Below are 22,622 nucleotides of genomic sequence, written 5' to 3'. Positions count from 1 at the left end.
TTTTTTGGGATTTCCCCGGCCATAGCGTCGCTCCGACCCTTTAAACGACAAAACCCCGCTACCTCAAAGAGTGTGCGGGGTTTACAAATGCGCAATGTTGGCAGGGACGGGGAAGTGGAAATCAAGCTTGTAAGATGGGCCCGCCGTTTAACCAACCTGTCAAGCAGGGCTATTTCCAGGGCAGCCCGGCTTTAACGGCTCACCGGCACCCGCAGCGTGACCTCGAATACCTCACCTACGGTAAAGCCCAGCGCGTTGCCGTTGATGCCAAAGTCCTTGCGGTTTACCCTGAACTGGCCCGTGAATACCGCTTTGTCGGCCTGCTGGCTGAACTGAAATGGAATAGTCACCGGCTTTTTTACGCCGTGCAGGGTTAGTTCGCCGCGCACGGCGTAGCCGTTGCCAGCGCGGGTAAAGGCCGTCGACTGAAAGTAGATTTTCGGATACTTCGCCACGTCGAACCAGCTTTCCCCGCGGGCGTGCTTGTCTTTCAGGGAGTTGCCCGTCCTGATGGTGGCCGCGTCCACCGTCACGCGCATGGAGGCGCTGCCCAGGTCGGCCGGGTTGTAAATGACCGTTCCGGCCAGGCCCGTAAACGTGCCTTCGGCCTGGCTGCCCGCAAACTTAATCGAGTAGCCGGGGTCGAGGTTCCAGCTGCCGGCCAGCAGCCCGGCCACCGGGGCCAGCAGCAGCGCTGCCTTGGCAGCTACGGGACGAAGAAAAAACATAGGCCGAGAAAGCTGAAAGGAGAACGATGACGCCCAAAGTGCCGACGCCGGGAAACCAGAAACTGCTCAGGCAACCCTTACGGTACCTTAACCGGTTGATTGGCAAATGAACACGGGCACAACCAGAACACTACTCATCTGTTTCGAGGGGCAGTTGTCCTCCCGATGAGGGTTACTTTCCTTCACCTGGCTTCCTACGCCACCCGCCGCAGGTTTTTCACCGGCCTGTCAGCAGCCTCTTCAGGGCAGTGAGTAGCTCACGCCCAGGGCAGCCAGATCGTGGAAGCGCTGGTAGGTGGTGGCCTCGCGCTGATGGCCCGTGACGATGTGGCTCCAGCCCGCCCGCACCTGCAGCCCCCGCGGCAAGGCCAGGGCCAAGTAAAACTCGGAGTTGAGCGAGCCCCGGTCGCGGCGGCCGCCCAGCAGCAGGTTGCCCCGGGTGGGCTCTACCTGCCCACCCGACGCAGTCGTGCTTCGCTCGGGACCAAAGCTCAGGCCGGCCGCATCGAGGTTGAAGCCCAGGCGCACCGGCCCCGCCACCCGCGCCCGCAGGTGAAAGGCCGCGTTAAGCGCGTACAGGCGCGGGGACAGCACGCGCAGCGTGGCCGCTCCCGGCCCCGCTTGTCGGTCCACGTCGTAGCTGTCAGTGAAAAAGTGGGAGGCGCGCAGGCCCGCGCCCACCTGAAACCGCCCGCCCGTGTCCAGCCCCCACAACCGCCAGGCCGCCGCCGAAGCGTACGTGAGGGTCGGGCCGACGGCTCCCGTCAGGTCAACCAGCGTCGCGTGCCGGGGAGGAAGCTCAGAGCTTTGGGCCCGCAACGCGTAAGGGAGCAGCGTCCATCCGCCACTGAGCGCGAGCCAAAGAAGAAACGCCCTGCGTAGCCGGCTACCGGGTAAAGTACTCATGCCGTTCTGGTGTAACATGCCCACATGAATTAACGTCGCGCCCGCAGTGCGCTCCCCGGCAGATCCGGTTCAGGGTAGAGATAACAGGCGTTGCTTACCGTTGAGCTCAGGCCAATGCACGTGCCGAAGTACCCAGCTAACGGGTAGCCTTGCGTGGGGCTAAGCAACCCGGGGTAAAACATCCGGTTTCGTCCCGCCTGGAACCACAAAAGAATAGTTTTGCATTTTGCCCGCCCGATTAGAAATAGAAGCAAGCAGTGTAAGCAAACAAGTAGTGTAAACAAAGAAAATCTATGCTGAACAGCGTACGCAAACGCTATCTGGGCTGCCTGGCAGGCATTTTTTCGCTGGCCCTGGCCAGCAGCCAGCTTCCTTCCGGGCCCGATGCTGAGCCTGACGTGCTGGTACTGAAAGGACGCGTGATTGACGGGACCGGCGCCGCGCCGCTGGAGCAGGGACTGGTCATTTTGGCGGCGGGTAAAATCCAGTACATCGGCAAGCAGGGCAGCCGCGACTACCCGGCCACGGCGCGGGTGCTCGACGTGGGCGACGGCACCATCCTGCCCGGGTTGATTGATTTGCACGTGCACCTGCGGCCGCACTACTGGGATGCCTTTCTGCCGGCGGGAATAACTACCGTGCGCGATGCCAACAACGCCCTGGCCACGCTCCGCACCCTGCAGCAGGATACCGCTGCCCGGCCCCGCCTGCTCTACACGGGCCCCATGCTGGACGGCCCGACCACCATCATGAAGAGGTTCTTTCCCGACTCCCTGGTAGCCCGCTACGTGCGGCCGGCTACGGCCGGGCCCATCGGGGAGCTAATCGCCCAGCAGGTGGAAACCCCGGCCCAGGCCCGGGCGGCGGTCGATAGCCTGGCCGCGCACGGGGCCTCGTTTGTCAAGCTCTACGAGCAGCTGCCGCTAGCCGCCTACCAGGCCGCCGCGGCCCAGGCCCGCAAACGCGGCCTGCGCGTAATGACGGACCTGGGCATGCTCCAGACCCGCGGGCTGAAAGGCGCGCAGGTAGATGCGCTGCAGGCCCTGCAAGCGGGGGTGCACAGCATCGAGCACGCCAGCGGCTACGCCCTGGCCTACCAGCGCCTGGGCGGCGACCCAATGGCTCCTTTGGACACCCGGCTGATTGACCAGCTGGCCCGCGCCACGGTGCGCGGCCGCACGACGCTGGTGCCCACGCTGTCCGTGTTCTACGGCACCGTGCAGCCCGATTCCGCCCGCCAAGATCTGGCCACCCTGCCCGGGGGCAAGGCCATCCCGGCCCCCATGATGGCCTGGTTTGAGCAGCAGGCCCGCCAGCACACGCCCGCTTCCCGGGGGCGGGCGTCGGCCGACCTGCGCCTGGCCCAGGCCCTGGTGCGACGGGTGCATCAGCTGGGTGGACTGATCGGGGCGGGCACGGACGTGCCGGCCGGTGACTACAACCTGCCCGGGGGCAACCTGCACCGCGAACTGGCCCTACTGGTAGAAGCGGGCCTACCACCCGTTGCGGCCATTCAGGCGGCCACGGGCACTGCCGCCCGCTTGCTCGGGTTGCCGACCCTCGGCACCCTGCGCCGGGGCAACCTGGCCGACGTGGTGGTGGTAGCGGGCAACCCTGCCCAGGACATCCGGGCCACGCGCCGGGTGCGCTACGTGATACAGGCCGGCCGGGTGCTCACCCTGCAGTAACGGCCTGGGTTTGTGCTGGCACCGGTTCGTCGGCGACTTTCTCCCATTTACTGGACCGGCTTTTCAACGACCGTCTCCTGTGAATGGCTACGTACTGGCAACCCACAGGAGGTGGTTGCTGATGTTGCCAACCCGCCGGATGGTACACTCTATTCCGCCACATACGACTCCTTTCTTCATCACACCGCCAATTCGTAGTGATGTGGTCAGCCGACCGTATTGTTCAGTTGAGCCCGGCAAAAAACAGCACTGTCATCCTGCGTAGCTTACTGCTTACTTCGGATTCTGAGACGAGTCAGAACGCACGAATAAGCTGCTTGCTACGCAGGATGACAGTGTACCTGCGGCCAACTTGCGGCGGAGTGTTTAGGGGTTATTCCTTGGCCGGGGCGCGCGGCACGAGTTTTTCCATGATAGAAGCCGAACCGGTGATGGTGGGCTTCTCGGCCACTTTTTCTTTGTCGGTGAGCTTCTTGTACAAAGTCAGGGCTTGGGCTACCACCTGGTCCATGTTATAGTACTTGTAGGTAGCCAGACGGCCCACGAAGTGCACGTTCGGGGTTTCGTCGGCTAGCTTCTTGTACTTATTGTAGAGCTCCGCGTTTTCGAGGCGCGGAATGGGGTAGTACGGGTCGCCTTCGGCTTTGGGGTATTCGTACACCACGCTGGTTTTGGGGTGCTGCTGGCCGGTCAGGGCCTTAAACTCCGTAATGCGGGTGTAGAGGTGCTCGTTGGGGTAGTTCACCACCGGCGCAGCCAGGAACTTCTCCGTGTTCAGCGTCTCGTGCTTGAACTCCAACGAGCGGTAAGGCAGCTTGCCAAACGTGAAGTCGAAGTACTCATCCACCGGGCCGGTGAAGATGATTTCCTTGAAGGGAATGAAGTCGATGACGTCGTGGTAGTCGGTGTTCAGCATAATGCTGATGTTGGGGTGGTCCAGCATCCGCTCAAACATGCGGGTGTAGCCGTGCAGCGGCATGGCCTGGTAGGTATCGGTGAAGTACCGGTCGTCGCGGTTGGTGCGGGTGGGCACGCGGCTCGTCACCGACTTGTCCAGCTCCGAGGGGTCCATGCCCCACTGCTTGCGGGTGTAGTTCTTGAAGAACTTCTCGTACAGCTCCCGGCCTACCTTGCTCACCACCACGTCTTCCGACGTTTTGATAACGGGAATCTGCTCGGCCAACGACTCCAGAAATTGCTCTACCTCAAAGCTGTTCAGCGAGAGGCCGTAGAGCTTGTTGATGGTGTCCAGGTTGATGGGCATCGGCACCATCTGCCCGTCGACGGAAGCCAATACGCGGTGCTCGTAGGGACGCCAGTCGGTGAAATTGGAAAGGTATTCGAATACGTCCTTCGAGTTGGTGTGGAAGATGTGCGGGCCGTATTTGTGGACCAGAATGCCTTCCTCGTTGTAATGGTCGTAGGCGTTGCCGGCAATATGGTTGCGCTTATCCAGGATAAGCACTTTCTTATTCGAACGAGTGGCCAGCCGCTCGGCTAGCACGCTGCCGGCAAATCCGGCTCCAACGATGAGATAGTCAAACATAGGGCTGGGTGTCTTGGTGGCTGAAATGTGCGGTTACGAAAAGGATAGCTGAGGGCAATACGAAGGATGGGTTGTCTCTGTTCGGTCGAGCTTACTGTTTGGCGTTCAGCTTGTCCTGCATAAGCTCCACCATGCGCTGCCAGGTCAAATCCCAGGAAATGGTGGCCAAGTAGTCGTCGGTGCGCTGGCGCCAGTCGGCGTCCTGGGTTTGCACCAGGGCCTTGGCAATGGCTTGGCCGAACTCGTCGGCCGTGGCGGCAATCTGGACCAGGTTCAGGTCGCCGTAGGGGCGTACTACGTCACGAATCGGAGTACTCACCACTGGTTTACCGGCCGCGAGATATTCGGGCGTCTTGGTGGGCGAGATAAACTTTGTGCTTTCGTTGTCGGCGAAGAGCAGCGTGGCTACATCCCAACCGCATAAATATGCCGGGAGTTCCTTGTATTCTTTACCGCCGAGGTAATGAATGTTGGCAAAGCGCGGCAGGGTGGCGGCGTCAATCTTCACCACGGGGCCAATAATGACGAATTGCCACTCGGGGTGAGCTTGGGCCAGTTGGCCCAATAATTCAATATCGAGGCGCTCATCGACCACGCCGAAGAACCCAACGCGCGGGTGGGCAATGCCTGCCTGGTCCTGGGGCTCGGGCAGCGTGGTGCGGGCCTGGCCGAAGTGGTCCTTGTCGATGCTGCTCGGGAAAGAGTGGGCGTCGGCGTGCTGCAGGCTCTTGGCTTCGTAGAGGCTGTGGCCGCCGGTATACACCAGGTCGGCTTTCTTGAACAGCTCCTGCTCCAGCTCCCGCAGCTTGGGCGGGGCAAACTTGAAAGCGGCCAGCTCGTCCATGCAGTCGTACACGGTAAGTACGGGGTGCAGATGGCGCGATTTACTGAGCGCCATCGGGGTATAGTACCAAAATACGTACTGGTTTATATCATTCTCGGCAAAGTACTGAGTCAGCAACTGGGCTTGCAGCTGATCATTATCTTCCTCCGAAAGGCCGACCGGCAAATGGGCGACCAGCACCTTGACGCCGTTTTGCCGCTCTTTTACTTCGAAGTGGGCGAAATCAGCCGCCGTCTGGTCGTGGTGAAAAAAGGGCTCCTCTACGTAAAATACGCGTCCCTGTTGCGCGAAGCGCGACAACAAATGCTGGGGCCGCTGCCACACGAAGTCCCAGTGCAGGTGGGCGAAGCACACAAAATCGGGCAGAGAATACGGGAAATCGGCGCCGGCCAGGCCAGCCGTAGCGGCAGAATCGGGGTTGGTCGTAGCAGCAGAGGAAGCGCGCGAGGGAGCCTCCGCCGGAGTAGAGAGCGGCATAGAAAAGAAGCTAGAAAGGTAGATTCGCCGCGGGAAAAGTGTTCAACACAGTCTCCATTTCCGCGACGGTACCTTCTACGAAGGCCGCCGGCAAAAAGATACAGCCGGCGCTAGGGCCAGCGGATCTCAGAATAGTGCAAGCTCAACACTAGTATTCTATCGTTATTCTAACGGCTCGTTAACTTATTCGTTGTCAACAGGCTTTGCCGCCAACACGTATTGCAGCTCAACCGCGTCCTGCCAGGAAAAATCTTTGCGCAGCCATTCTTTGCGCACCCCCACGCGGCGAAACCCGGCCTGACGGAACAGGCGCAGGCTGGCGGCGTTGTCGGCAGCTACGGTACAATACAACTGGTGCAGGCGCAAAGTATACCGGGCATATTCCAGCAATAATTCTATTGTCTGCTGGGCGTATCCCCTGCGCCGGGCCGAGTGTATTACCGTAATACCAACGCCAGCCCGCTGGTGCAGGGGCTCGAAATTGAACAAATCCAATACTCCAACCGGCTCATCCGCGGCGCATATGACCAGGCGCAACTGCCGCACCTCGTAGAAGTCGGCAGTGGCGTGCTGCAGGTACTGGCGCAGGGCAAAGCGCGACACCGGGGCCAGCGTATCGGACACGCCCCAGAGGCTGGGGTTGTTTTCCAGGGCGTAGAGGAAGTCCAGGTCCGATTCTTCCAGGGCCCGTAGCGTCACGGTCGTACCTTGCAACATGCGTTTTACTCATAAAATGCCCCGCCGGCCGGACGCTGAGCCGGCCGGCGGGGCCTGTACCAAACCGGCTACACCTCAATGGTGCCGCCGTACACCCGCTGGGCGGGACCAATCAGGTAGACGTTGGTGAACGAGCCGTCGGGCCGGGCCTCGAAGGCCACGCGCAGGTCGCCGCCGCGGGTGCGCAGGTGCACCGGGCTGCTGGCCCCGCGCCGCGAGGCCGCCAGGGCCACCGCCGTCACGCCCGTCCCGCACGACATGGTTTCGTCTTCCACGCCCCGCTCGTAGGTGCGCACTTGCCAGGGCTGCTCCTCGGCCACCGGCGCTTCCACGAAGTTCACGTTGGTGCCTTTCTCGCGGAACAGGTCACTGTAGCGGACGGCGCGGCCCTCGGCAAACACGTTCAGATCAACCAGGGAGCTGCTGGGCATAAAACGCACCAGGTGGGGCGAGCCAGTATCGAGAAACACGCCGTGGCCTTCTACTTCCTGCTGGCCCAGCACGTCCTGCATGCGCAGGTGCACGATGCCCTCGGCGTCGATGTGGGCCTCGTGGGGGCCATCGGCGGCCTGAAACCGGGTCTGATCCTGAATTACGCCCAGGTATTTGGCAAACGCCACGGTGCAGCGGCTGCCGTTGCCGCACATCGAGCCCACGTAGCCGTCGGCGTTGAAATACACCATCTCAAAGTCAAGCTCGGGGTGGTTGCGCAGCAGCACCAGCCCGTCGGCCCCGATGCCCAGGCGCCGGTCGCAGAGGTGGCGCACGAGGTGGTGGTCGTGCTCGTCGAACTGCCGGGCCCGGTCGTCCAGCATCACGAAGTCGTTGCCGGTGCCCTGGTATTTATGGAAAGGTAGCGTGGTCATGGTCATAATAGGTGCAAAGATGGCAGGAATCGGCGGGTTGGGCAGCAGGGCCGCGCGGCACGAGCGTTACAGCCCCAACGCTTTGCGCAGCAGCATAATCTGGCCGGCGTGGTAGAGGTTGTGCTGAGCCAGGCCGTGCAGCAGGATATACACCGTCTGGGGTGAACCGGGTTCCCCGGTGGCCGGTGCCTCTATCACCCGGTCCAGGGCGTCGTCCGGAAGGGTGGCCACGTGGTCGAGCAGCTGCTGGTGGGCGGCCCGCAGGTGTTGCCGCGCCTGCGCCCAAAGGTCTTCACTGAGCGTGGTGGGCTGGGCGGGCCAGTCGAGCGAATCCGCCAGTGGCCGCACCTGCTGGGTTTCCAGCCGCTGCCGCCCTACGTTCAGCCAGGTGGTGAGGTGGAGCACGATTTCCCAGATACTGTGGCTCTGGGGGAGTGGGCGGGCTGCGGCCTGGCTGGCGGTGAGGGGACGCAGCGTGGCCCACAGCGCAGGGCCCGACCAGGCGTCGCCCTCGAAGGCCCGGTGCAGCTGGTCGCAGAGGCGGTTGGTTTCGGACATGGCACAGCAGGTTGGCGGTAGCGGGGCCGCTTGGGGGCCGCAGGGGAAGATACTGCCTTTGCGGGCAACTACCACCGTTCAGCCCGGATGTCCTACCTTTGACGGGCCGCAGCGCGGCACTTTAGCGCATCCGTATGTATTCTTTTCTGACCACCGGCAACTGGCCTGACTACGAGCTGATCGACTCGGGCAACTTCGAAAAGCTTGAGCGATTTGGCCAGCACGTGCTGGCCCGCCCCGAGCCCCAGGCCATCTGGGACCCGCACCTGCCCGCCAGCGAGTGGCAGCGCGCCAACGCCACCTTCACCCGCGAAAAAGGCAGCCAGGAGCGCGGCCAGTGGAAAATAAAGCCCGGCACGCCCGAGCAGTGGATCATCAACTACGGCCAGGAAGGACTCAAGCTGCGGTTTCGGCTGGGTATGTCGTCGTTTAAGCACGTGGGTTTGTTTCCCGAGCAGGACCCCAACTGGCAGTTTATCTACGCCCAGACCAAGAAGCGCCGTGCCGCCGTGCCCCGGGTGCTGAACCTGTTTGCTTACACCGGCGCGGCCACGCTGGCTGCCCGCGCCGCCGGGGCCGACGTAACCCACCTCGACTCGGTGAAGCAGGTCAACTTCTGGGCCCGCGACAACATGGAAGCCTCGGGCCTGGATGGGGTGCGCTGGCTGGTGGAAGACGCCATGAAGTACGTGCAGCGCGAAGTGAAGCGCGGCAACAAGTACCAGGGCCTGATCCTGGACCCGCCCGCCTACGGCCGCGGCCCCAACGGCGAGAAGTGGCAGCTGGAAGATGAGCTCAACGAGATGCTCAAGCTCTGCCGGCAGCTGCTCGACCCGGAAGACCATTTCTTCCTGATTAACCTGTATTCCCTGGGCTTCTCGGCCCTGATTCTGGATAACCTGGTGACGGAAATATTCCCCAAGGCCCAGGGCACGCGCGAAATCGGGGAAATCTACCTCCACGACCGCGGCCAGCGCAAGCTGCCGCTGGGCACGTTTTGCCGCTTCGCCAACTGAGTTTAGTTGTTTGTTGTTGGTTGCTCGTTGTTAGTCAATGGCCGTTACCGGCAATTGACCGATACCATCCAAGGTGCATCCAACTGAGACGAAAAACTAACAACTGACAACGAATAACGAACAACTACTATGCGCCACCGACGCCTGGCCCTGATTGACATGGGCACCAACACGTTTCACCTGCTGATTGTGGAACTGCCCGAGGCCCGCCACCCCGAGCCGGTGGTGCTGCTGCGCACCAAGGTGGGCGTGCGCCTGGGCGAAGACGGCATCAGCAAGGGCGAAATTGCGCCGGAAGCCTACGCCCGGGCCCTGCACACGCTGGCCGCCTTCCAGGAGGAAATCGAGCTGCACCAGGTGACGGAAGTGCGGGCCACGGCCACCAGCGCCGTGCGCAACGCCAGCAACGGCCCGGCCCTGGTGCACGACATCTTCGAGCAAACCGGCATTCGGGTGGAAATTATTCCCGGGGCGCGCGAGGCCGAGCTGATCTGTCAGGGCGTGCGCCAGGCCGTGCCGCTGGGCCCCGACGCCCACCTGATTATGGACATCGGCGGGGGCAGCGTGGAGTTTATCGTCGCCAACCAGGACACCATCTTCTGGAAGCAGAGCTTCGAAATCGGGGCCCAGCGCCTGCTCGACCGGTTTTTCCGCCACGACCCGCTTTCGACCGACGACGTGCACGAATTGCAGCAGTACCTGAGCGCCAAGCTGGCCGCCCTCACCGCTGCCGTGCAGCACTACCGCCCCGCGGCGCTGGTGGGGGCATCGGGCACCTTCGACACGCTCGGCGACCTGCAGGCCGCCCGCGCCGGGCAGCCGCGCGGCAACAACCTGCCCCCGGAAACCCCGATTTCGCTCGACAGCTTCTACCAGAGCTACCACCAGCTGCTGCACAGCACCCACGAGCAGCGCCTGGCCATGCCCGGCATGACGCCCATGCGGGCCGACATGATTGTGGTGGCCTGCGTGCTGATTGACTTCGTGCTCAAAACCTACGACTTCCTGCACATCCGCGCCTCGGCCTACGCCCTGAAGGAAGGCCTGCTACAGGAAATGCTGACCCAGTAAAGTGCTTTTAGAACGTCATGTCGAGCAAAGCGAGACATCTCGCGTGCTGATGTTTGATTACTAACTCAACCAAACACGCGAGATTCCTCGCTGGGCTCGGAATGACGTTCTTTTGTTCTGCCCAACATCTTTCCCAATGACCTTTTCCTACAACCAGCTTTTCACCTTCACCGAGTCCGTTTTCCTCAGCATCGGCTGCCCGCCGGAAGATGCCACGGTGGCCACGGAAGCGCTCCTGTCGGCCGATCTGCGCGGCATCGACTCGCACGGCGTGGCCCGGCTCATCGGCTACGTGCGGCTGTGGGAGGCTGGCCGTATCAACGCCACGCCCCGGGTGGGCGTGGTGTACGAAACGCCCAGCACGGCCGTGGTCGACGGCGACGGGGGCCTCGGGTTGGTGGTGGCGCCCAAGGCCATGAACGTGGCCCTGGAAAAAGCCCGCGTGGCCGGCACGGGCTGGGTGTCGGTGAAGAACTCGAACCACTTCGGCATTGCCGGCTACCACGCCATGAAGGCCCTGGCCCACGACATGATTGGCATGGCCATGACTAACGCCAGCCCCCTGGTGGCCCCCACTTATTCCTTGGACCGCCTGCTGGGCACCAACCCCATTGCCGTAGCCATTCCGGCCGGGGAGCAGCCCGATTTCGTGGCCGACTTCGCCACCACCACTGCCGCCAACGGCAAGCTCGAAATTGCCCAGCGCAAGCAGCTTCCGGTGCCCGAGGGCTGGGTGCAGAACGCCGACGGCAGCAACTCGACCGACGCCAACGCCGTGAAGAACGGCGGGGCCCTGCTGCCCCTGGGCGGCGACACCGGCTCCCACAAAGGCTACTGCCTGGGCAGCATCGTGGATATTTTCTCGGCCGTGCTGTCGGGCGCCAACTACGGGCCTTGGGTGCCGCCGTTCGTGGCCTTCCTGCAGCCCCCCGCCGACCCGGTGGGCCAGGGCATCGGCCACTTTTTCGGGGCCATGCGCGTGGATGCCTTCCGGCCCGCCGCCGAGTTTAAGGCCCACATGGATAACTGGATCAGCACCTTCCGCAACGCCCAGGCCGTGCAAGGCAAGCAGGTCATCATTCCCGGCGACCCGGAGCGCATCATGGCCCAGCACCGCCTGCTGGAAGGCATTCCCCTGCTCGACCCGGTGATAAAAGACCTGGAAAGCGTCGGCAAAAAGTTTGGCGTACAGCTGTAGCCTGACTAGTCAGCCACAACACAAAAAAGGCCACCTGTGTAGCACAGGTGGCCTTTTAGTATGCGGTAAAACCGGAATTAGCTGTTGTTAGCCAGCAGGGTGTTCATAGCTACGTCCTGGTTCAGGTATTTCGAGGAGTAGGAGCTGTCGTTGCCGTTCAAAAACAGGCAGGTGCCGTTGCCGACGGTGTCGATAATCTGGGCGTACTGGTCCATGGGCAGGGCCGGGCACCCCAGGCTGCGACCTAGACGGCCGTTCTGGCGAATGAACTCCTCGCTGACGTAATCGGCGCCGTGCATGACCACGGAGCGCATCAGGGCGTTATCGTTGTAGCCTTCGTCCACGCCATTGAGCTTGAGCGAGCGGCCATGCTTGCCGATGTATTCGGCCTGCGTGACGTAGAAGCCCAGGCTGCTCATGTTCGACTCGTTCTCGTTGGAGAAGTTAGTAGCCACGTTTTCGCCCGAGTTGTGGCCGTGAGCCACCAGGGTGTTAAACACCACCTGCTTGGTCCCCAGATCGAGCACCCAGAGGCGCTTTTCGGTGGAGGGCAGGTCGAAGTCGACGACGGTGAGCAGCTGCTTATCGCTGAGCTTCCCATCGTTTTTCAGGTTGAAGTAGCCGGTTACGGCCTTTTCAAACACCGCGTAGCGCAGGCCCTGCTCCTCCACCCGCAGGTCGCGGTAGAGGTCGTGCAGACGCTGGTTGAAGAAGGCAGATTGCAACTCTTTGGGGGAAGGCATCTTGGTTTCCATACCAGCGGCCGTAGTGCGGGCCACCGGCGAAGCCAACGGAGTAGCCATAAACAACGAAGCCACAAACGGCAGAATCCGGCGCGTCAGGCGGCGGGCCCGGATTTTTAGTCGCTTACGCTGGGTTACACTTGGCTTTTCCATGAAGACGAATCGTTTTGGTTATCAAAATATAGCCCTGTACCGGGCACGAGCCCAGCACAACCTGCTATACGTTAAAACTCGCCCGGTGGTATATATACCGTCGGGCAGCATATACAACAATGACCATATTCAATTAATTCCCTCCGCGGCCCGGGTCGGGCTCCCCCACGCCAGGCCATAATATTTTAGCCTGCCTACCGTAGTGGTTTATTCCTATAAGCGCGTACCTTACCACCAGAATTAATTACGCAAGTAATTATTCTCTGCCCGCGCTTTTTCCAACCAATTCCCACAACCCAATGCCCAATTCTACTCCCCGACCCAGCCGCTGGCTGCTGGTCGCCCTCTCGCTATTCCTGCTGTTGACCGGCAGCCCGGTACGCGCCCAAAAAGTCGTACTGCAAGGCTTCTGGTGGGACTACTGGAACACCAACTACCCCAACGGCTGGGCCAACTACATTGCCGACCTGGCCCCGCGCCTCAAGGCCATAGGCATCGACGCCGTCTGGCTGCCGCCTTCCATCAAGAATGGCAACCAGGGCAACGGCTATTCCCCGTTCGACAACTACGACCTCGGGGATAAGTACCAAAAGGGCTTTTTACCCACCCGCCTGGGCACAAAGGACGAGCTGCTGCGGGGCGTGGCCATTCTGCACGCCAACGGCATTGAAGTAGTGCAGGATATTGTACTCAACCACCTCGACAATGCCGGCTCGGCCAGCGGGCAGGGCGGCGTAGACCCCGCCGCCTGGGACGATTACACGACCGGGCGCTACAAAAACTTCCGGTACGTGAGCTACACCAAGCCTGCCACCGACGAAACGGCCGCCAACTACCTGGCCCGCAACGGACGCTTCTCCAAAAACTGGCAGAACTTCAACCCCAACCCCGGCAACAACTCCACCTCCGGCGACTGGAACGCCGTGTACTTCGGGCCCGACGTGAGCTACTACAACGGCTCGTACGGCACCAGCTCCAACGCCACCTTCAACCCGGCCCAGAGCGCTGACTACATGCGCACCAACACCCGCAGCTGGCTGGTGTGGTACAAAAAGCAGGTGGGCTTCGACGGGGTGCGGCTCGATGCGGTGAAGCACTTCCCCGATTTTGCCATGGAAGACTTCCTGTATAACCTGCAAAGCAACGCCGGCTGGGCCAGCGGCGGGGCCACCATGTACGCCGTGGGCGAATGGGTGGGCTCCAGCGGGCAGATGGACTCCTGGGTAGCGGCGGTGCAAAACCGTTCCGGCACCTTCGACTTTTCCCTGCGCAACGGCCTCTACAGCATCGTCAGCGGCGGGGGCAACTTTGACCTGGGCAGCCTGCCGGGCTACCAGCAGGGCACCCGCACGGTGCTCATCAACGGGCAGTACGTGCACCGCACGGTGCCGTTCGTGAACAACCACGACACCTTCCGGCCCCAGGTGAGCAGCACCGGTAACTACACCGGCTGGAATACCGGCTCGGAGCTGGCCCCCCACATCGACCCATTCGACCCGCGCCTGTCGGCCGCCTACGCCGCGGCTATGGCCGTGGATGGCTCGCCCCAGATTTTCTTCGAGGATTTGTTTAACGTGGGCAACACCGGCAAACGCTACTCCCACAGCCCGAAAAGCAGCGTGGATCTGCCCACCCGCTCCGACCTGGAAAACCTGATCTGGTGCCACCAGAACCTGCGCTTCAAGGACGGGGCCTACAAGGTGCGCTGGCAGGCCGCCGACCACCTCGTGATTGAGCGCAGCACCAAGGCCATTATCGGCATCAACGACAACTACAGCACCTGGCAGAACAACACCGTCTCGTGCGACTTCGCGCCGGGTACCGTGCTGAAAGACTACTCCGGGGCCAACGGCACGGCGACCGTGACGGTGAGCGGCTCCCAGACGGTGGCCATCAACACGCCGCCTTGCAACGGCACGGCCGCCGGGGGCCGCCGGGGCTACTCGGTGTGGGCCCCGGTGAATATCGGCACCAACTACGTGCGGGCCGCCATGACCACCACCCAGGAGTGGGAGTTGGCCGACGATTTGGGCGACAACGACGCCCGCTCGTTGCAGCAGGGCGGCCAGCTGCCGGCCAGCTCGACGGCCCTGCGCACGGCGGGCCGCCTCTACTCGGCCGCCAACAAGACCGTGACCTACACCCTCTTCCCCACCGACGCCACCCGCAGCCTCACGGTAGCCCTCTACAATGGGGCCGGCACGCTGCTCAGCAGCCAAACCGGCACCGGCACGCTCACGGGCACCTATACGCCCACCGCCGACGGCTGGATTACGCTCAAAGCCAGGAACGCCGTAGCCACCAACCCCGCCCAGCGCGCTTTCGTGAAGGCGACCTACACAGCTCCCACGGTTGTATCCGGCTCGATGACGGCCCGGCCGGTGCTGGCGGCCACCTCCACGGCCACGGCTGCCCCCCGCGCTGAGGCCAAAGCCGAGCTGCAGCTGTTCCCGAACCCCACCACGGCCGAGCGGATCGAACTGGTGCTGCAAACTGCCCACGAGCAGCCCGCCACCATCCGCCTGTTCGATATAACGGGCCGCCTGGTGCACCAGGAAACCGTGCGGATCTATAGCGGCTCCAACCAGATTCACCTGGCCGTGGCCAAGGCGGTTCCCGCCGGTATCTACCAGGTATCGGTGCCCGAATTTGGCCTCACCCAGAAGCTGGTGATAAAGTAGCTCCGGCAAGAAAACGCAAAAAGCCCCGCCAGTACTCGGCGGGGCTTTTTTTGTGGCTCGGCCTATACGAAACAGCTTATATGAGTCTTGACATATGCGTACAGGGCCTCGAACAGCGTGCTTTTATGGCGCTTATAGTACTTCTCATATTCCAGCAGAAGCGCATCTTTGGCTAACAAACGGTTCAGGTTGCGCGGGCTTTTAGTTACGGTCTCACTACAGATGAGCAGTTGCCTTTCACTGGCTTTTAGCAGCACTTCGGCCAGTTCCGGCAGCAGAAGCTTTTGCGCTATCTGGGTGCTTACTGCCGGTACCTGAAACGCCAGCGCAAAGTCAAAACCCTCCCATTCCTCATATTCAATCCACTCCCGGACGAGCATAAAGCAGAATTGCTGCTCATTGAGCGGCCGCAACTCTTCCTCCGTAAACCAGTGTTGCTGCTCTAGGCCGTGCGCTGTTTCCAGGGCGCTAGCCAGCACGTCCAGCGCCTGCTCCTTGTTCTGCCACTTCCTTACTATCCGTTCCGTGAGGCTGTAAAGCTGGGTTTCGACTTGGTCGATAGCCGAGGCAATATCAAAGCCGACAGCAGCCAGACACTGGGCACACAGGTCAGCCGGAGCCCCGGTTTTGGCCTGCACGATTTCTACGCAGCGGGCTTCAAACAGTGCCTGTGCCTTCTCAACGTCACCATCGGTTTCCTGCAGAAGCTGGAGCGCTTGTTTGATGCCAACGGGTACTCGCTGCCGAAGCGCCGGCAGACTGGCTTTGTAGTCAGATGCTGAGGTCATACGTCATGTTTACTGCCAGCCGCGGGCGGCCAGCTGCCGGGCGGCCACGGCCCCATCCAGCCACTTCGATTCCAGGCCGGGGCCGCTGAGCAGCAGGCAGGCGCCCTCCCCCACCGCGTTGATAATGGCCCGGTACTGCTCGGGCGGCAGGGCGGGGCAGCCGCGGCTGTAGCCCAGCTGCCCGTGCTGGCGCAGGTACTCCGGCCCGGCGTAGTCGGCGCCGTGCAGCACCACGTAGCGGTCCAGGGCGTTGCTGTTTTGGCCCCGGTCGAGGCCGTGCAGGCGGCGCGAGAGGCCGTGCTTGCCGGCGTAGGTATCGGCGGTGCGGTAGAAGCCCAGGGCCGTGCACGCCGACTTGATGCGGTTGGAGAAGCGCCGGGCCCGCACCCACCCCGACCCGCGGCCGTGGGCCACGTAGCTGCGGTGCACCACCTTCCGATCCTTCAGATTCAGCACCCACAGGCGCTTTTCGGTGGAGGGCAGGTCCATGTCGGCTACGGCCAGCACGCCGGGGCGGCGGATGCGGCCGGCATGGCGCAACGTGAGGTAGCCCACGCAGGCCCGCTCCAGCACGGCAGGCCGCAGGGCTTGCGCCGCCGGCCCCAGGGCCTGGTGCAGCGCGGCCACCTCCCGCCGCAGCGAATCGGACAGGCCCGGCACGGGTGCCAGCACCGTGGGCCGCAGCGAATCGGGTAGCGCGGCCGCCGGGCTCAGGGTATCGGGTGCTAACGGTTGGCGCTGCCCGGGCACAGCGGCGGCCGTGGCCTGGCTCTTCTCCCCTACCGACTGGCAACCCGCTGTACCGGCCAGCAGAGCCGCCACCAGAACAGCTCGTATTTCTTGTGTATACCTCACCCTGCCTGCTTAAGTGTTGCGCCGCACAGGCTTACCTAGTCTGCTTTGAAGCCGCTGTTGCCAAAATTCCACATTCCGCCCTTACTACGCAAATCGATTGGGCAGCCGGCTGAACAACCTATGGTGATGTGAGTGCCCGGCGAGATGCTCCGGATTGTGGAGTACCAATCAAAAATAAAAAGAGAAGGTACTCCACTTGTGTCGTACCAATTGAAAATAAAAACAGAAGGTACTCCAAGCCTGGAGTACCTTCTGTTTTTATTTTCAATTGGTACGACTAACAGAGCGCGACATATTTCTACAGTCGCTCCGTTTCCGCCAGGCTGTGTGGTCAGCAAGGCTTGTTGCTCCTGTTCCGGCCGTCATACAGAGGCGCAGCCGAAGCATCTCGCGGGCTAAGGTTGCCAGAGTAATCTGATTACCATTGCACGCGAGATGCTTCGGCTGCGCCTCTGCATGACGTTCTATTAACTTGCTGGCCGCACAGGCTAGAAAAACACGCTGACGTTGCCCTTCAGGAAAAACGGCGTCCCCGGTGTGAAGTGCAGCTCCGATACGCCTTCGGCCGCCTCGCCCGGCAGGCGGCTCTGGGTGTCAAACTGAGCCTGGTTCCAGTCCACGTTCAGCAGGTTTTCCACGCTGGCCCCCACCTGAAAATGGCGGCGGGTGTAGCTCACCACGGCATCGAGCAGAAAGTAGCCCCGGGCCCGCACCGAGTTGTATTCGTTGGCCGGCCGGTCGTTCAGGTGGCGGTAGCGCAGGCTGGCGCTCAGGCCCGAGGGCTGCTTGAGCGTCAGGCCCCCGATGCTGGTGAAGGTGGGCGCCAGCGGAATCCGGTTGGAATCGGGGTGGGCTTCCACCAGCCGGCCGTGGTTATAGTTCAGGTCGGCATCCAGGAACAGGGTGCGGGTAAGCTGGTAGCGCAGGGAAAAATCGGCCCCGTAGCGGCGGGTGCGGCCGGCGCTTTCCGTGAAGCCCCCGTCGCCGACGTACACCAGCTCATCCTGCAAATGCAGGGCCCAGAGCGCCGTATTCACCACCAGGCTCGGCACGGGCTTGAAGGTGCTGCCCACTTCGTAGCCAATGGCGCGGGGCAGCACGTTGGCCTCGGGGCTGACGACCACGGCCCGGGCGTCGTTGGAGTGAAAGCCAAACCCGGAGCGGGCAAACAGCTGCACGCCGGGCGTCAGGTCGTAGTACAGGTTCAGCTTGGGACTCACCCGCCCCCGGCCCGCCTTCCCCGACTGCGCCGGGTCGCGCTGCTCCCGGAAGCTAAAGCGGAAATAATCGACGCGCAGAGCGGCGTTCAGAGTCAGCTTTTCGGTCAGGGGCAGGGTTTCGTCGAGGTAGGCATTGACGTTCTGCTCGTACACGTGGCCCGACACGATGGTGTCGCGCACGGCCCGGTTCACGGTGTGGCGCAGGGCCACGTCGAGGTCGTCGAGGCGGGTGCCCACGCCCAGCACCGAGTGCAGCGTGCGGCTGCCCAGGCGCGTATCCCGCTCGTAGGAGCCGGTGTAGCCGTAGATGTCGCGGTGCTCGTTCTGTTGGATTTCGTCGCCGTCCACCGGGTTTTCCAGGAAGAAGGTGAAGTTGGAATACAGGTTGAAGTTGTAGTTGACGAAGTAGGCCTGCTGGCGCAACACCGCGTCGTGGGGCAGCGTGGTGGTCAGCACGGCGGTGGCGTTGGTCCGGTCGGTGCGGCCCCCTTCACTGGGGTCGATGCTGCCGAAGCGCGAAATCTGCCCGTCGCGGATGGCCCGCTCGGGCACCTGCCCGGAAGCATCCCAGGTGGAGGCGAAGTGGGAGCCCAGCACCATCAGCGACGTGCGCTCCGAGAGCAGGCCGGTGTACTTGGCCATCCCGTTGAAGCGCTTGAAGTGCTGCTTGGCGTCGAAGTACGAGTTGCTGAAAAAGTACTCGGTAGCCAGGTAGGCGCTTTCCGTGTTCTGGCTCAGCAGGTGCTTATCCTGGGGCAATAGGTCGAGCATGAGCAGGGCGCGGCGCGTGTCGAACTGGCCCAGTTCCAGTTTGGCCGTGCTGTGCGGCAGGCTGGTTTTGGTGCTGAACTCGCCGGCCCCGGCCGTGGCAAAATCCCCGAACCGGGCCGTGTAAGGGCCTTTGTACACCTTCAGGGCTTCCACCGTTTCCGGAATCGTGAAGTGAAAATCGGCGTAGCCCTGGCCGTGGGCGTGGCTGACCATGTTCACCGGCAGGCCGTCCACACTCACGTTGAAATCGGTGCCGTGGTCCACGTCGAAGCCCCGGATGAAAATCTGCTCGGCCTTGCCCCCGCCCGCGTGCTGGGCAATGAACAGGCCGGGCACCAGCGGCAGCAGGTCCTGGGCCGAGTTCAGGGGCCGCAGCACCTGGTCGATCTGGGTGATGGTGGCCAGCGACTGGTTCGGGTCGCGGGGCTGCGACACGGTGACTTCGCGCAGATTCAGGGCTACGGCCGCCAGCCGCAGGCTCACCGTTTGGGTAGCGCCAGCCGTGAGCGTGACCGTGACGGCCGGGCTGCGGTAGCCCAGCGCCGAGGCCCGCACGGCGTAGGTGCCGGCCGGCAGATTATCGAGGCGAAACACCCCCAGCGCGTCGGAAGCGGTGCCGCCGGGCTGACCTTCCAGCCGGATACCCACGCCGGGCAGGCGCTGCCCGGACAGGGAGTCGGTGATGATGCCGCGGATACTGGCCGGACTTTGGGCCCAGGCCCCGGCGCTGCTCAGCAGCAGCAACAGCAGGAAAGAGCGGACCTTGCCTAGGGCGCCACGTTTGCAGTAACGATTTTTCATACCCTACCAGCGCTTAGCGGAAGTGGGAATGCTGGTGCGGCGGCGGGCCAACACCTGAGCGCGGTGCGCGGCCTGGCTGGCCAATTCGCGGGACTTGTAGGCTTGCTTCACGGCCAGCGTAGGCTGACTGGCAGAAGCCGCCAGCGCAGCACTCACGGCAGGCAGCCGGACAAATGGCGTGGAGCCGGAGGCAGCAGCCAGCGGCAAGGACGAGAAAGTAGTAACGAACATGCGTCGGGGAAAAGCAGCGCGGCCTACCGGGCATCCAGAGCCCGGCCGGCGGCAGATTAAAAAGGATAAGACAAGAGCCGCGCGGAATACTTCGACGCGCGGCAAACGGCCCCGATAAGGGCCTCACGGCTTATCCCCGACGGGGAGGAGGGTAAAAATCGGCCTGAAAGCCGGCGTGCAGGGCCGGCGTTTCAGCAACGGATACGGCCACCTGGCCGGCATAATGAATTGGGGTAAGGACGAGTGCTTCGCTCAAGCAATGCACGTCGATGCCCTTGATGATGGAGAGCAGGTGCGCGGCATTTTCCGTTGCGGTCCGCTTTTGTACCACGTCCTGGTCGCCGTTGCACCTATCGAAGCAGTCGACGAGCAGGTAGTGCTTCTGCTGGCAGTCGGCGCTGTGCACGTAGGGGTGGGCCGCCGAGTAGCGCGGGGGCTGCGGCCGGTTCACGAGGCCGGCTCCCACTACCAGCAGGTAGTTGGCGAGCAAGAGCAGCACGAGCCAGGAGCGCAGCATTTGTGAATGAGTAATTGAGAATTAGTAAGTAAGAATTGTCCGGTGTGACGCTTAGGGGTCCGGATCTACGCGAAAAACACCCGCTCTACCGTCCAGTAAGCGGCCACCAGGCCAATGAGCACCGAGACGGGCACCACCACACGCTGCTTGTACCAGGGCTTATCGGCAAACCAGCGGCCCACCAGCAGCCAGGCCAGCAGAATCACCGTCACCTGCCCCAGCTCCACGCCCACGTTGAAGGAAATCAGCGACTCGACAAACATGGTGCGCGGCAGCCCAAGCCCGGTCAGCACGCTGGCGAAGCCCATACCGTGAATCAGGCCGAAGCCGAACACGATGGCCACCCGCCAGGGGTTGAGCTTATCGGCCAGGATATTCTCGATGGCCACAAACAGAATCGACAGGGCAATAATGGGCTCGACGATGGAAGCGGGCGGCGAAATCAGCCCGTACATGGCCAGGCCCAGCGTAATGGAGTGCGCCACGGTGAAGGCCGTCGCCTGCCAGAGCACGGGCTTGAGGCGGGGCTCCAGGAAAAAAATACTCAGCACGAACAGGATATGGTCGAGGCCGAGGGGCAGAATGTGGGTGTAGCCCAGCTTGAGATAGGTGCTGATGATGTCGGTGCGCGAGAGTTTGCTCACGTCCACATCCAGCACGTGGGCCGCCGCCAGCTGGGGCAGCAGCAGCCCGGCCAGGAGCAACAGGGCCCCGGGCACCAGGTTTCGGCGGTTTTCGCGCAATGCCTTCATTCTTCGCGGCCGGCGGGCCTAGTTGAGGGCCAGCAGCTTCTTGCCCTCGTCGGCCAGATCGAAGCTCAGGTAGGGATTCGTCGTCAGCGCCTTCCTAATCAGGGCCTGGCCTTTGGCGGCCTGCCCGTTTTTGGAGGCAATCAGGCCGGCGCGGCACAGCAGCGTGGGGTTTTGCGAGTTGGTGCGCAGGGCCATGTCCATCAGCTTTTGGGCCTCTTTGTACTCGCCGCGCTTGTAGTGCACCCAGGCCAGGGTTTCGCACACGTCGATGTTGTCGGGGCGGCGCTCATACTCGATTTTGGCGTGGGCCAACGCCTTGTCCACCTCGTTGGTTTTCAGGTAAGCATAGGCCAGCTCCCGGTCGGCGTAGTGGCCCATCTGCTCGTTGTCGTCGGCTTCTTTGGCGTCGTCGGCCAGCATGGTTATGGCTTCCTTCGCCATTTGGGCCGCTTTGGCCGGCTCGTGGTTGAGGCGGTACAGGTCGGTCAGCTCGTCGGCAAAGGCGTAGTCCTGCACCGTGGCGCGGGCCTTGCGGAAGTAGTCGATGGCGGCGGGGTAGTTCTGGCGGGCTTTTTCCACCCGGCCCAGGCCGGCCAGCGCGTAGGCGTAATAGGGGCGCTGCACCAGGGCCAGCTGGTACTGCTGCTCGGCCTGCGCCAGGTTGCCGGTATTCTCGTAGAGGTGGCCCAGCGTGATGCGCGACCATTCGGTTTGCTCCAGGCCGGGGTAGCCGGCTTTCACGGCCATATCCATCGCCTCAATGGCTCCGGGGTAGTCGCCGTGGATTTCGCGCAGGTACGACACGCGGGAGTACGAGCGGAGGTCGGGGCGCACCTGGTTCATTTTGTCGGCCATTTTCACGGCTTCGGGGTAGCGGCCCAGCTCCACGTTGGCGTCGCAGAGCAAGCCGTACACGAAGGCGTTGTGCGGGTTCAGGGCCACGGCCTGCTCGGCCACGGCCAGCCCTTCGGAAAAGTGGTGCTGGGTCAGACACAGCGAAGCCTTGCAGCACAGGGCCTCGAAGTTCTGGGGCTCCTGCCGCAGCACGCCGTCGAGCAGCTGCATGGCGGCCATGTCGTAGTACGGATGGTCGCCGGTGACGCGGGCTTCCTGCATGTAGGCCTGGGCCAGCAGCAGCTTGGCTTTGTTGTCGTCGGGCTTGGCCCGCAGCTGGGCCAGCAGCCCGCCAATGGCATTTTTGGTATTCAGCCATTCGCCGCCCAAAGCCAGGTCGCCGTGGCGCTCCTTCAGGGTCGGAATGGGTTCGGGCTTGCGGAAAAAGAACAGCGCGGCCACGGCGGCGCCAAAGCAAACCAGCAGAATCGGGTATAAGTATTTACGCAAAGTAGCAGGGCTAAAAGTGGGAAAAGAGCCCGGCCCGCGGGCCAGGCTCTTGAATTACCAGCAAGGTAGCCGAACTCACCCGGGTCCGGCTACCTGAATGACTACCGCTTGAAACCCAGGACCAGAGCGGGCCCCGCTCCTGGGTTTCACG

The 22,622-nt window shown here is 62.6% G+C and carries 20 protein-coding genes; 5 read left to right on the top strand and 15 right to left on the bottom strand.

The window, feature by feature from the left end; translation table 11 throughout:
- Positions 1 to 191: 191 nt before the first annotated feature.
- The gene (locus tag E5K00_RS17000; RefSeq protein WP_135464480.1) at positions 192 to 728 is read right to left on the bottom strand and encodes a YceI family protein; all 537 of its coding nucleotides are present in this window, start codon (positions 726 to 728) and stop codon (positions 192 to 194) included.
- Between the two features lie 240 nt (positions 729 to 968).
- Complete coding sequence (locus E5K00_RS16995; protein WP_167856930.1) at positions 969 to 1,634, bottom strand: hypothetical protein; 666 nt, start codon at positions 1,632 to 1,634, stop codon at positions 969 to 971.
- Between the two features lie 293 nt (positions 1,635 to 1,927).
- Between E5K00_RS16995 and E5K00_RS16990 the strand changes: the two genes are divergently transcribed.
- Positions 1,928 to 3,322 carry an amidohydrolase family protein gene (locus E5K00_RS16990; RefSeq protein ID WP_135464478.1) on the top strand — a complete coding sequence of 465 codons (1,395 nt, stop codon included), beginning with the start codon at positions 1,928 to 1,930 and terminating at the stop codon, positions 3,320 to 3,322.
- 373 nt (positions 3,323 to 3,695) lie between these two features.
- On the opposite strand, the gene glf is transcribed toward E5K00_RS16990, so the two are convergent.
- The 5 genes from glf to E5K00_RS16965 form a co-directional block, all read right to left on the bottom strand.
- The gene (gene glf / locus E5K00_RS16985; protein WP_135464477.1) at positions 3,696 to 4,868 is read right to left on the bottom strand and encodes a UDP-galactopyranose mutase; all 1,173 of its coding nucleotides are present in this window, start codon (positions 4,866 to 4,868) and stop codon (positions 3,696 to 3,698) included.
- Positions 4,869 to 4,959: 91 nt separating this feature from the next.
- Positions 4,960 to 6,189, bottom strand: a complete 1,230-nt coding sequence (locus E5K00_RS16980) for a glycosyltransferase family 1 protein (protein WP_135464476.1) — start codon at positions 6,187 to 6,189, stop codon at positions 4,960 to 4,962.
- Between the two features lie 183 nt (positions 6,190 to 6,372).
- On the bottom strand, positions 6,373 to 6,906 hold the full coding sequence (locus E5K00_RS16975; RefSeq protein WP_135464475.1) for a GNAT family N-acetyltransferase: 534 nt from the start codon (positions 6,904 to 6,906) through the stop codon (positions 6,373 to 6,375).
- A 68-nt stretch (positions 6,907 to 6,974) separates the two neighbouring features.
- Entirely contained in the window at positions 6,975 to 7,772 is a 798-nt protein-coding gene (gene dapF / locus E5K00_RS16970) for a diaminopimelate epimerase (RefSeq protein WP_135464474.1), read from the bottom strand.
- 66 nt (positions 7,773 to 7,838) lie between these two features.
- Positions 7,839 to 8,330 (bottom strand): DinB family protein, encoded by a 492-nt coding sequence (locus E5K00_RS16965; RefSeq protein ID WP_135464473.1) that lies wholly within the window; start codon positions 8,328 to 8,330, stop codon positions 7,839 to 7,841.
- A 134-nt stretch (positions 8,331 to 8,464) separates the two neighbouring features.
- Here E5K00_RS16965 and E5K00_RS16960 point away from each other — a divergent pair, with 134 nt between their 5' ends.
- The 3 genes from E5K00_RS16960 to E5K00_RS16950 all read left to right on the top strand — a co-directional run bounded on the left by E5K00_RS16960 (position 8,465) and on the right by E5K00_RS16950 (position 11,615).
- Positions 8,465 to 9,346: a class I SAM-dependent methyltransferase gene (locus E5K00_RS16960; protein WP_135464472.1), complete on the top strand. Its 882-nt coding sequence runs from the start codon at positions 8,465 to 8,467 to the stop codon at positions 9,344 to 9,346.
- Between the two features lie 129 nt (positions 9,347 to 9,475).
- On the top strand, positions 9,476 to 10,417 hold the full coding sequence (locus E5K00_RS16955) for a Ppx/GppA phosphatase family protein (RefSeq protein WP_135464471.1): 942 nt from the start codon (positions 9,476 to 9,478) through the stop codon (positions 10,415 to 10,417).
- Between the two features lie 136 nt (positions 10,418 to 10,553).
- Positions 10,554 to 11,615, top strand: a complete 1,062-nt coding sequence (locus E5K00_RS16950; RefSeq protein ID WP_135464470.1) for an Ldh family oxidoreductase — start codon at positions 10,554 to 10,556, stop codon at positions 11,613 to 11,615.
- Positions 11,616 to 11,692: 77 nt separating this feature from the next.
- On the opposite strand, the gene E5K00_RS16945 is transcribed toward E5K00_RS16950, so the two are convergent.
- Positions 11,693 to 12,511 (bottom strand): murein L,D-transpeptidase catalytic domain family protein, encoded by an 819-nt coding sequence (locus E5K00_RS16945; protein ID WP_135464469.1) that lies wholly within the window; start codon positions 12,509 to 12,511, stop codon positions 11,693 to 11,695.
- Positions 12,512 to 12,810: 299 nt separating this feature from the next.
- Between E5K00_RS16945 and E5K00_RS16940 the strand changes: the two genes are divergently transcribed.
- Complete coding sequence (locus E5K00_RS16940; protein WP_135464468.1) at positions 12,811 to 15,192, top strand: alpha-amylase family glycosyl hydrolase; 2,382 nt, start codon at positions 12,811 to 12,813, stop codon at positions 15,190 to 15,192.
- A gap of 62 nt (positions 15,193 to 15,254) precedes the next feature.
- On the opposite strand, the gene E5K00_RS16935 is transcribed toward E5K00_RS16940, so the two are convergent.
- From E5K00_RS16935 to E5K00_RS16905, 7 genes are all read right to left on the bottom strand, one after another.
- Positions 15,255 to 15,980: a hypothetical protein gene (locus tag E5K00_RS16935; protein ID WP_135464467.1), complete on the bottom strand. Its 726-nt coding sequence runs from the start codon at positions 15,978 to 15,980 to the stop codon at positions 15,255 to 15,257.
- A gap of 9 nt (positions 15,981 to 15,989) precedes the next feature.
- Positions 15,990 to 16,802 carry a murein L,D-transpeptidase catalytic domain family protein gene (locus tag E5K00_RS16930; RefSeq protein WP_167856929.1) on the bottom strand — a complete coding sequence of 271 codons (813 nt, stop codon included), beginning with the start codon at positions 16,800 to 16,802 and terminating at the stop codon, positions 15,990 to 15,992.
- 521 nt (positions 16,803 to 17,323) lie between these two features.
- Entirely contained in the window at positions 17,324 to 19,627 is a 2,304-nt protein-coding gene (locus tag E5K00_RS16925) for a TonB-dependent receptor (protein ID WP_135464465.1), read from the bottom strand.
- Positions 19,628 to 19,630: 3 nt separating this feature from the next.
- On the bottom strand, positions 19,631 to 19,858 hold the full coding sequence (locus E5K00_RS16920) for a hypothetical protein (RefSeq protein WP_135464464.1): 228 nt from the start codon (positions 19,856 to 19,858) through the stop codon (positions 19,631 to 19,633).
- A 130-nt stretch (positions 19,859 to 19,988) separates the two neighbouring features.
- Positions 19,989 to 20,375 carry a hypothetical protein gene (locus tag E5K00_RS16915; RefSeq protein WP_135464463.1) on the bottom strand — a complete coding sequence of 129 codons (387 nt, stop codon included), beginning with the start codon at positions 20,373 to 20,375 and terminating at the stop codon, positions 19,989 to 19,991.
- 65 nt (positions 20,376 to 20,440) lie between these two features.
- Positions 20,441 to 21,127, bottom strand: a complete 687-nt coding sequence (locus E5K00_RS16910; protein WP_245328322.1) for a HupE/UreJ family protein — start codon at positions 21,125 to 21,127, stop codon at positions 20,441 to 20,443.
- Between the two features lie 18 nt (positions 21,128 to 21,145).
- A complete protein-coding gene (locus E5K00_RS16905; RefSeq protein ID WP_135464462.1) occupies positions 21,146 to 22,471 on the bottom strand; it encodes a tetratricopeptide repeat protein in 1,326 nt (441 codons plus the stop codon).
- Positions 22,472 to 22,622 lie beyond the last annotated feature (151 nt).

The sequence above is a fragment of the Hymenobacter aquaticus genome, from assembly GCF_004765605.1.
GTDB lineage: Bacteria > Bacteroidota > Bacteroidia > Cytophagales > Hymenobacteraceae > Hymenobacter > Hymenobacter aquaticus.
This window is presented reverse-complemented; position numbering and strand designations above follow the sequence as displayed.

Bases quoted from the DNA above. Each gene is read 5' to 3' on its own strand.
- E5K00_RS17000 (WP_135464480.1), bottom strand. From the start codon at position 728: ATGTTTTTTCTTCGTCCCGTAGCTGCCAAGGCAGCGCTGCTGCTGGCC.
- E5K00_RS16995 (WP_167856930.1), bottom strand. From the start codon at position 1,634: ATGAGTACTTTACCCGGTAGCCGGCTACGCAGGGCGTTTCTTCTTTGG.
- E5K00_RS16990 (WP_135464478.1), top strand. From the start codon at position 1,928: ATGCTGAACAGCGTACGCAAACGCTATCTGGGCTGCCTGGCAGGCATT.
- glf (WP_135464477.1), bottom strand. From the start codon at position 4,868: ATGTTTGACTATCTCATCGTTGGAGCCGGATTTGCCGGCAGCGTGCTA.
- E5K00_RS16980 (WP_135464476.1), bottom strand. From the start codon at position 6,189: ATGCCGCTCTCTACTCCGGCGGAGGCTCCCTCGCGCGCTTCCTCTGCT.
- E5K00_RS16975 (WP_135464475.1), bottom strand. From the start codon at position 6,906: ATGTTGCAAGGTACGACCGTGACGCTACGGGCCCTGGAAGAATCGGAC.
- dapF (WP_135464474.1), bottom strand. From the start codon at position 7,772: ATGACCACGCTACCTTTCCATAAATACCAGGGCACCGGCAACGACTTC.
- E5K00_RS16965 (WP_135464473.1), bottom strand. From the start codon at position 8,330: ATGTCCGAAACCAACCGCCTCTGCGACCAGCTGCACCGGGCCTTCGAG.
- E5K00_RS16960 (WP_135464472.1), top strand. From the start codon at position 8,465: ATGTATTCTTTTCTGACCACCGGCAACTGGCCTGACTACGAGCTGATC.
- E5K00_RS16955 (WP_135464471.1), top strand. From the start codon at position 9,476: ATGCGCCACCGACGCCTGGCCCTGATTGACATGGGCACCAACACGTTT.
- E5K00_RS16950 (WP_135464470.1), top strand. From the start codon at position 10,554: ATGACCTTTTCCTACAACCAGCTTTTCACCTTCACCGAGTCCGTTTTC.
- E5K00_RS16945 (WP_135464469.1), bottom strand. From the start codon at position 12,511: ATGGAAAAGCCAAGTGTAACCCAGCGTAAGCGACTAAAAATCCGGGCC.
- E5K00_RS16940 (WP_135464468.1), top strand. From the start codon at position 12,811: ATGCCCAATTCTACTCCCCGACCCAGCCGCTGGCTGCTGGTCGCCCTC.
- E5K00_RS16935 (WP_135464467.1), bottom strand. From the start codon at position 15,980: ATGACCTCAGCATCTGACTACAAAGCCAGTCTGCCGGCGCTTCGGCAG.
- E5K00_RS16925 (WP_135464465.1), bottom strand. From the start codon at position 19,627: ATGAAAAATCGTTACTGCAAACGTGGCGCCCTAGGCAAGGTCCGCTCT.
- E5K00_RS16920 (WP_135464464.1), bottom strand. From the start codon at position 19,858: ATGTTCGTTACTACTTTCTCGTCCTTGCCGCTGGCTGCTGCCTCCGGC.
- E5K00_RS16915 (WP_135464463.1), bottom strand. From the start codon at position 20,375: ATGCTGCGCTCCTGGCTCGTGCTGCTCTTGCTCGCCAACTACCTGCTG.
- E5K00_RS16910 (WP_245328322.1), bottom strand. From the start codon at position 21,127: ATGAAGGCATTGCGCGAAAACCGCCGAAACCTGGTGCCCGGGGCCCTG.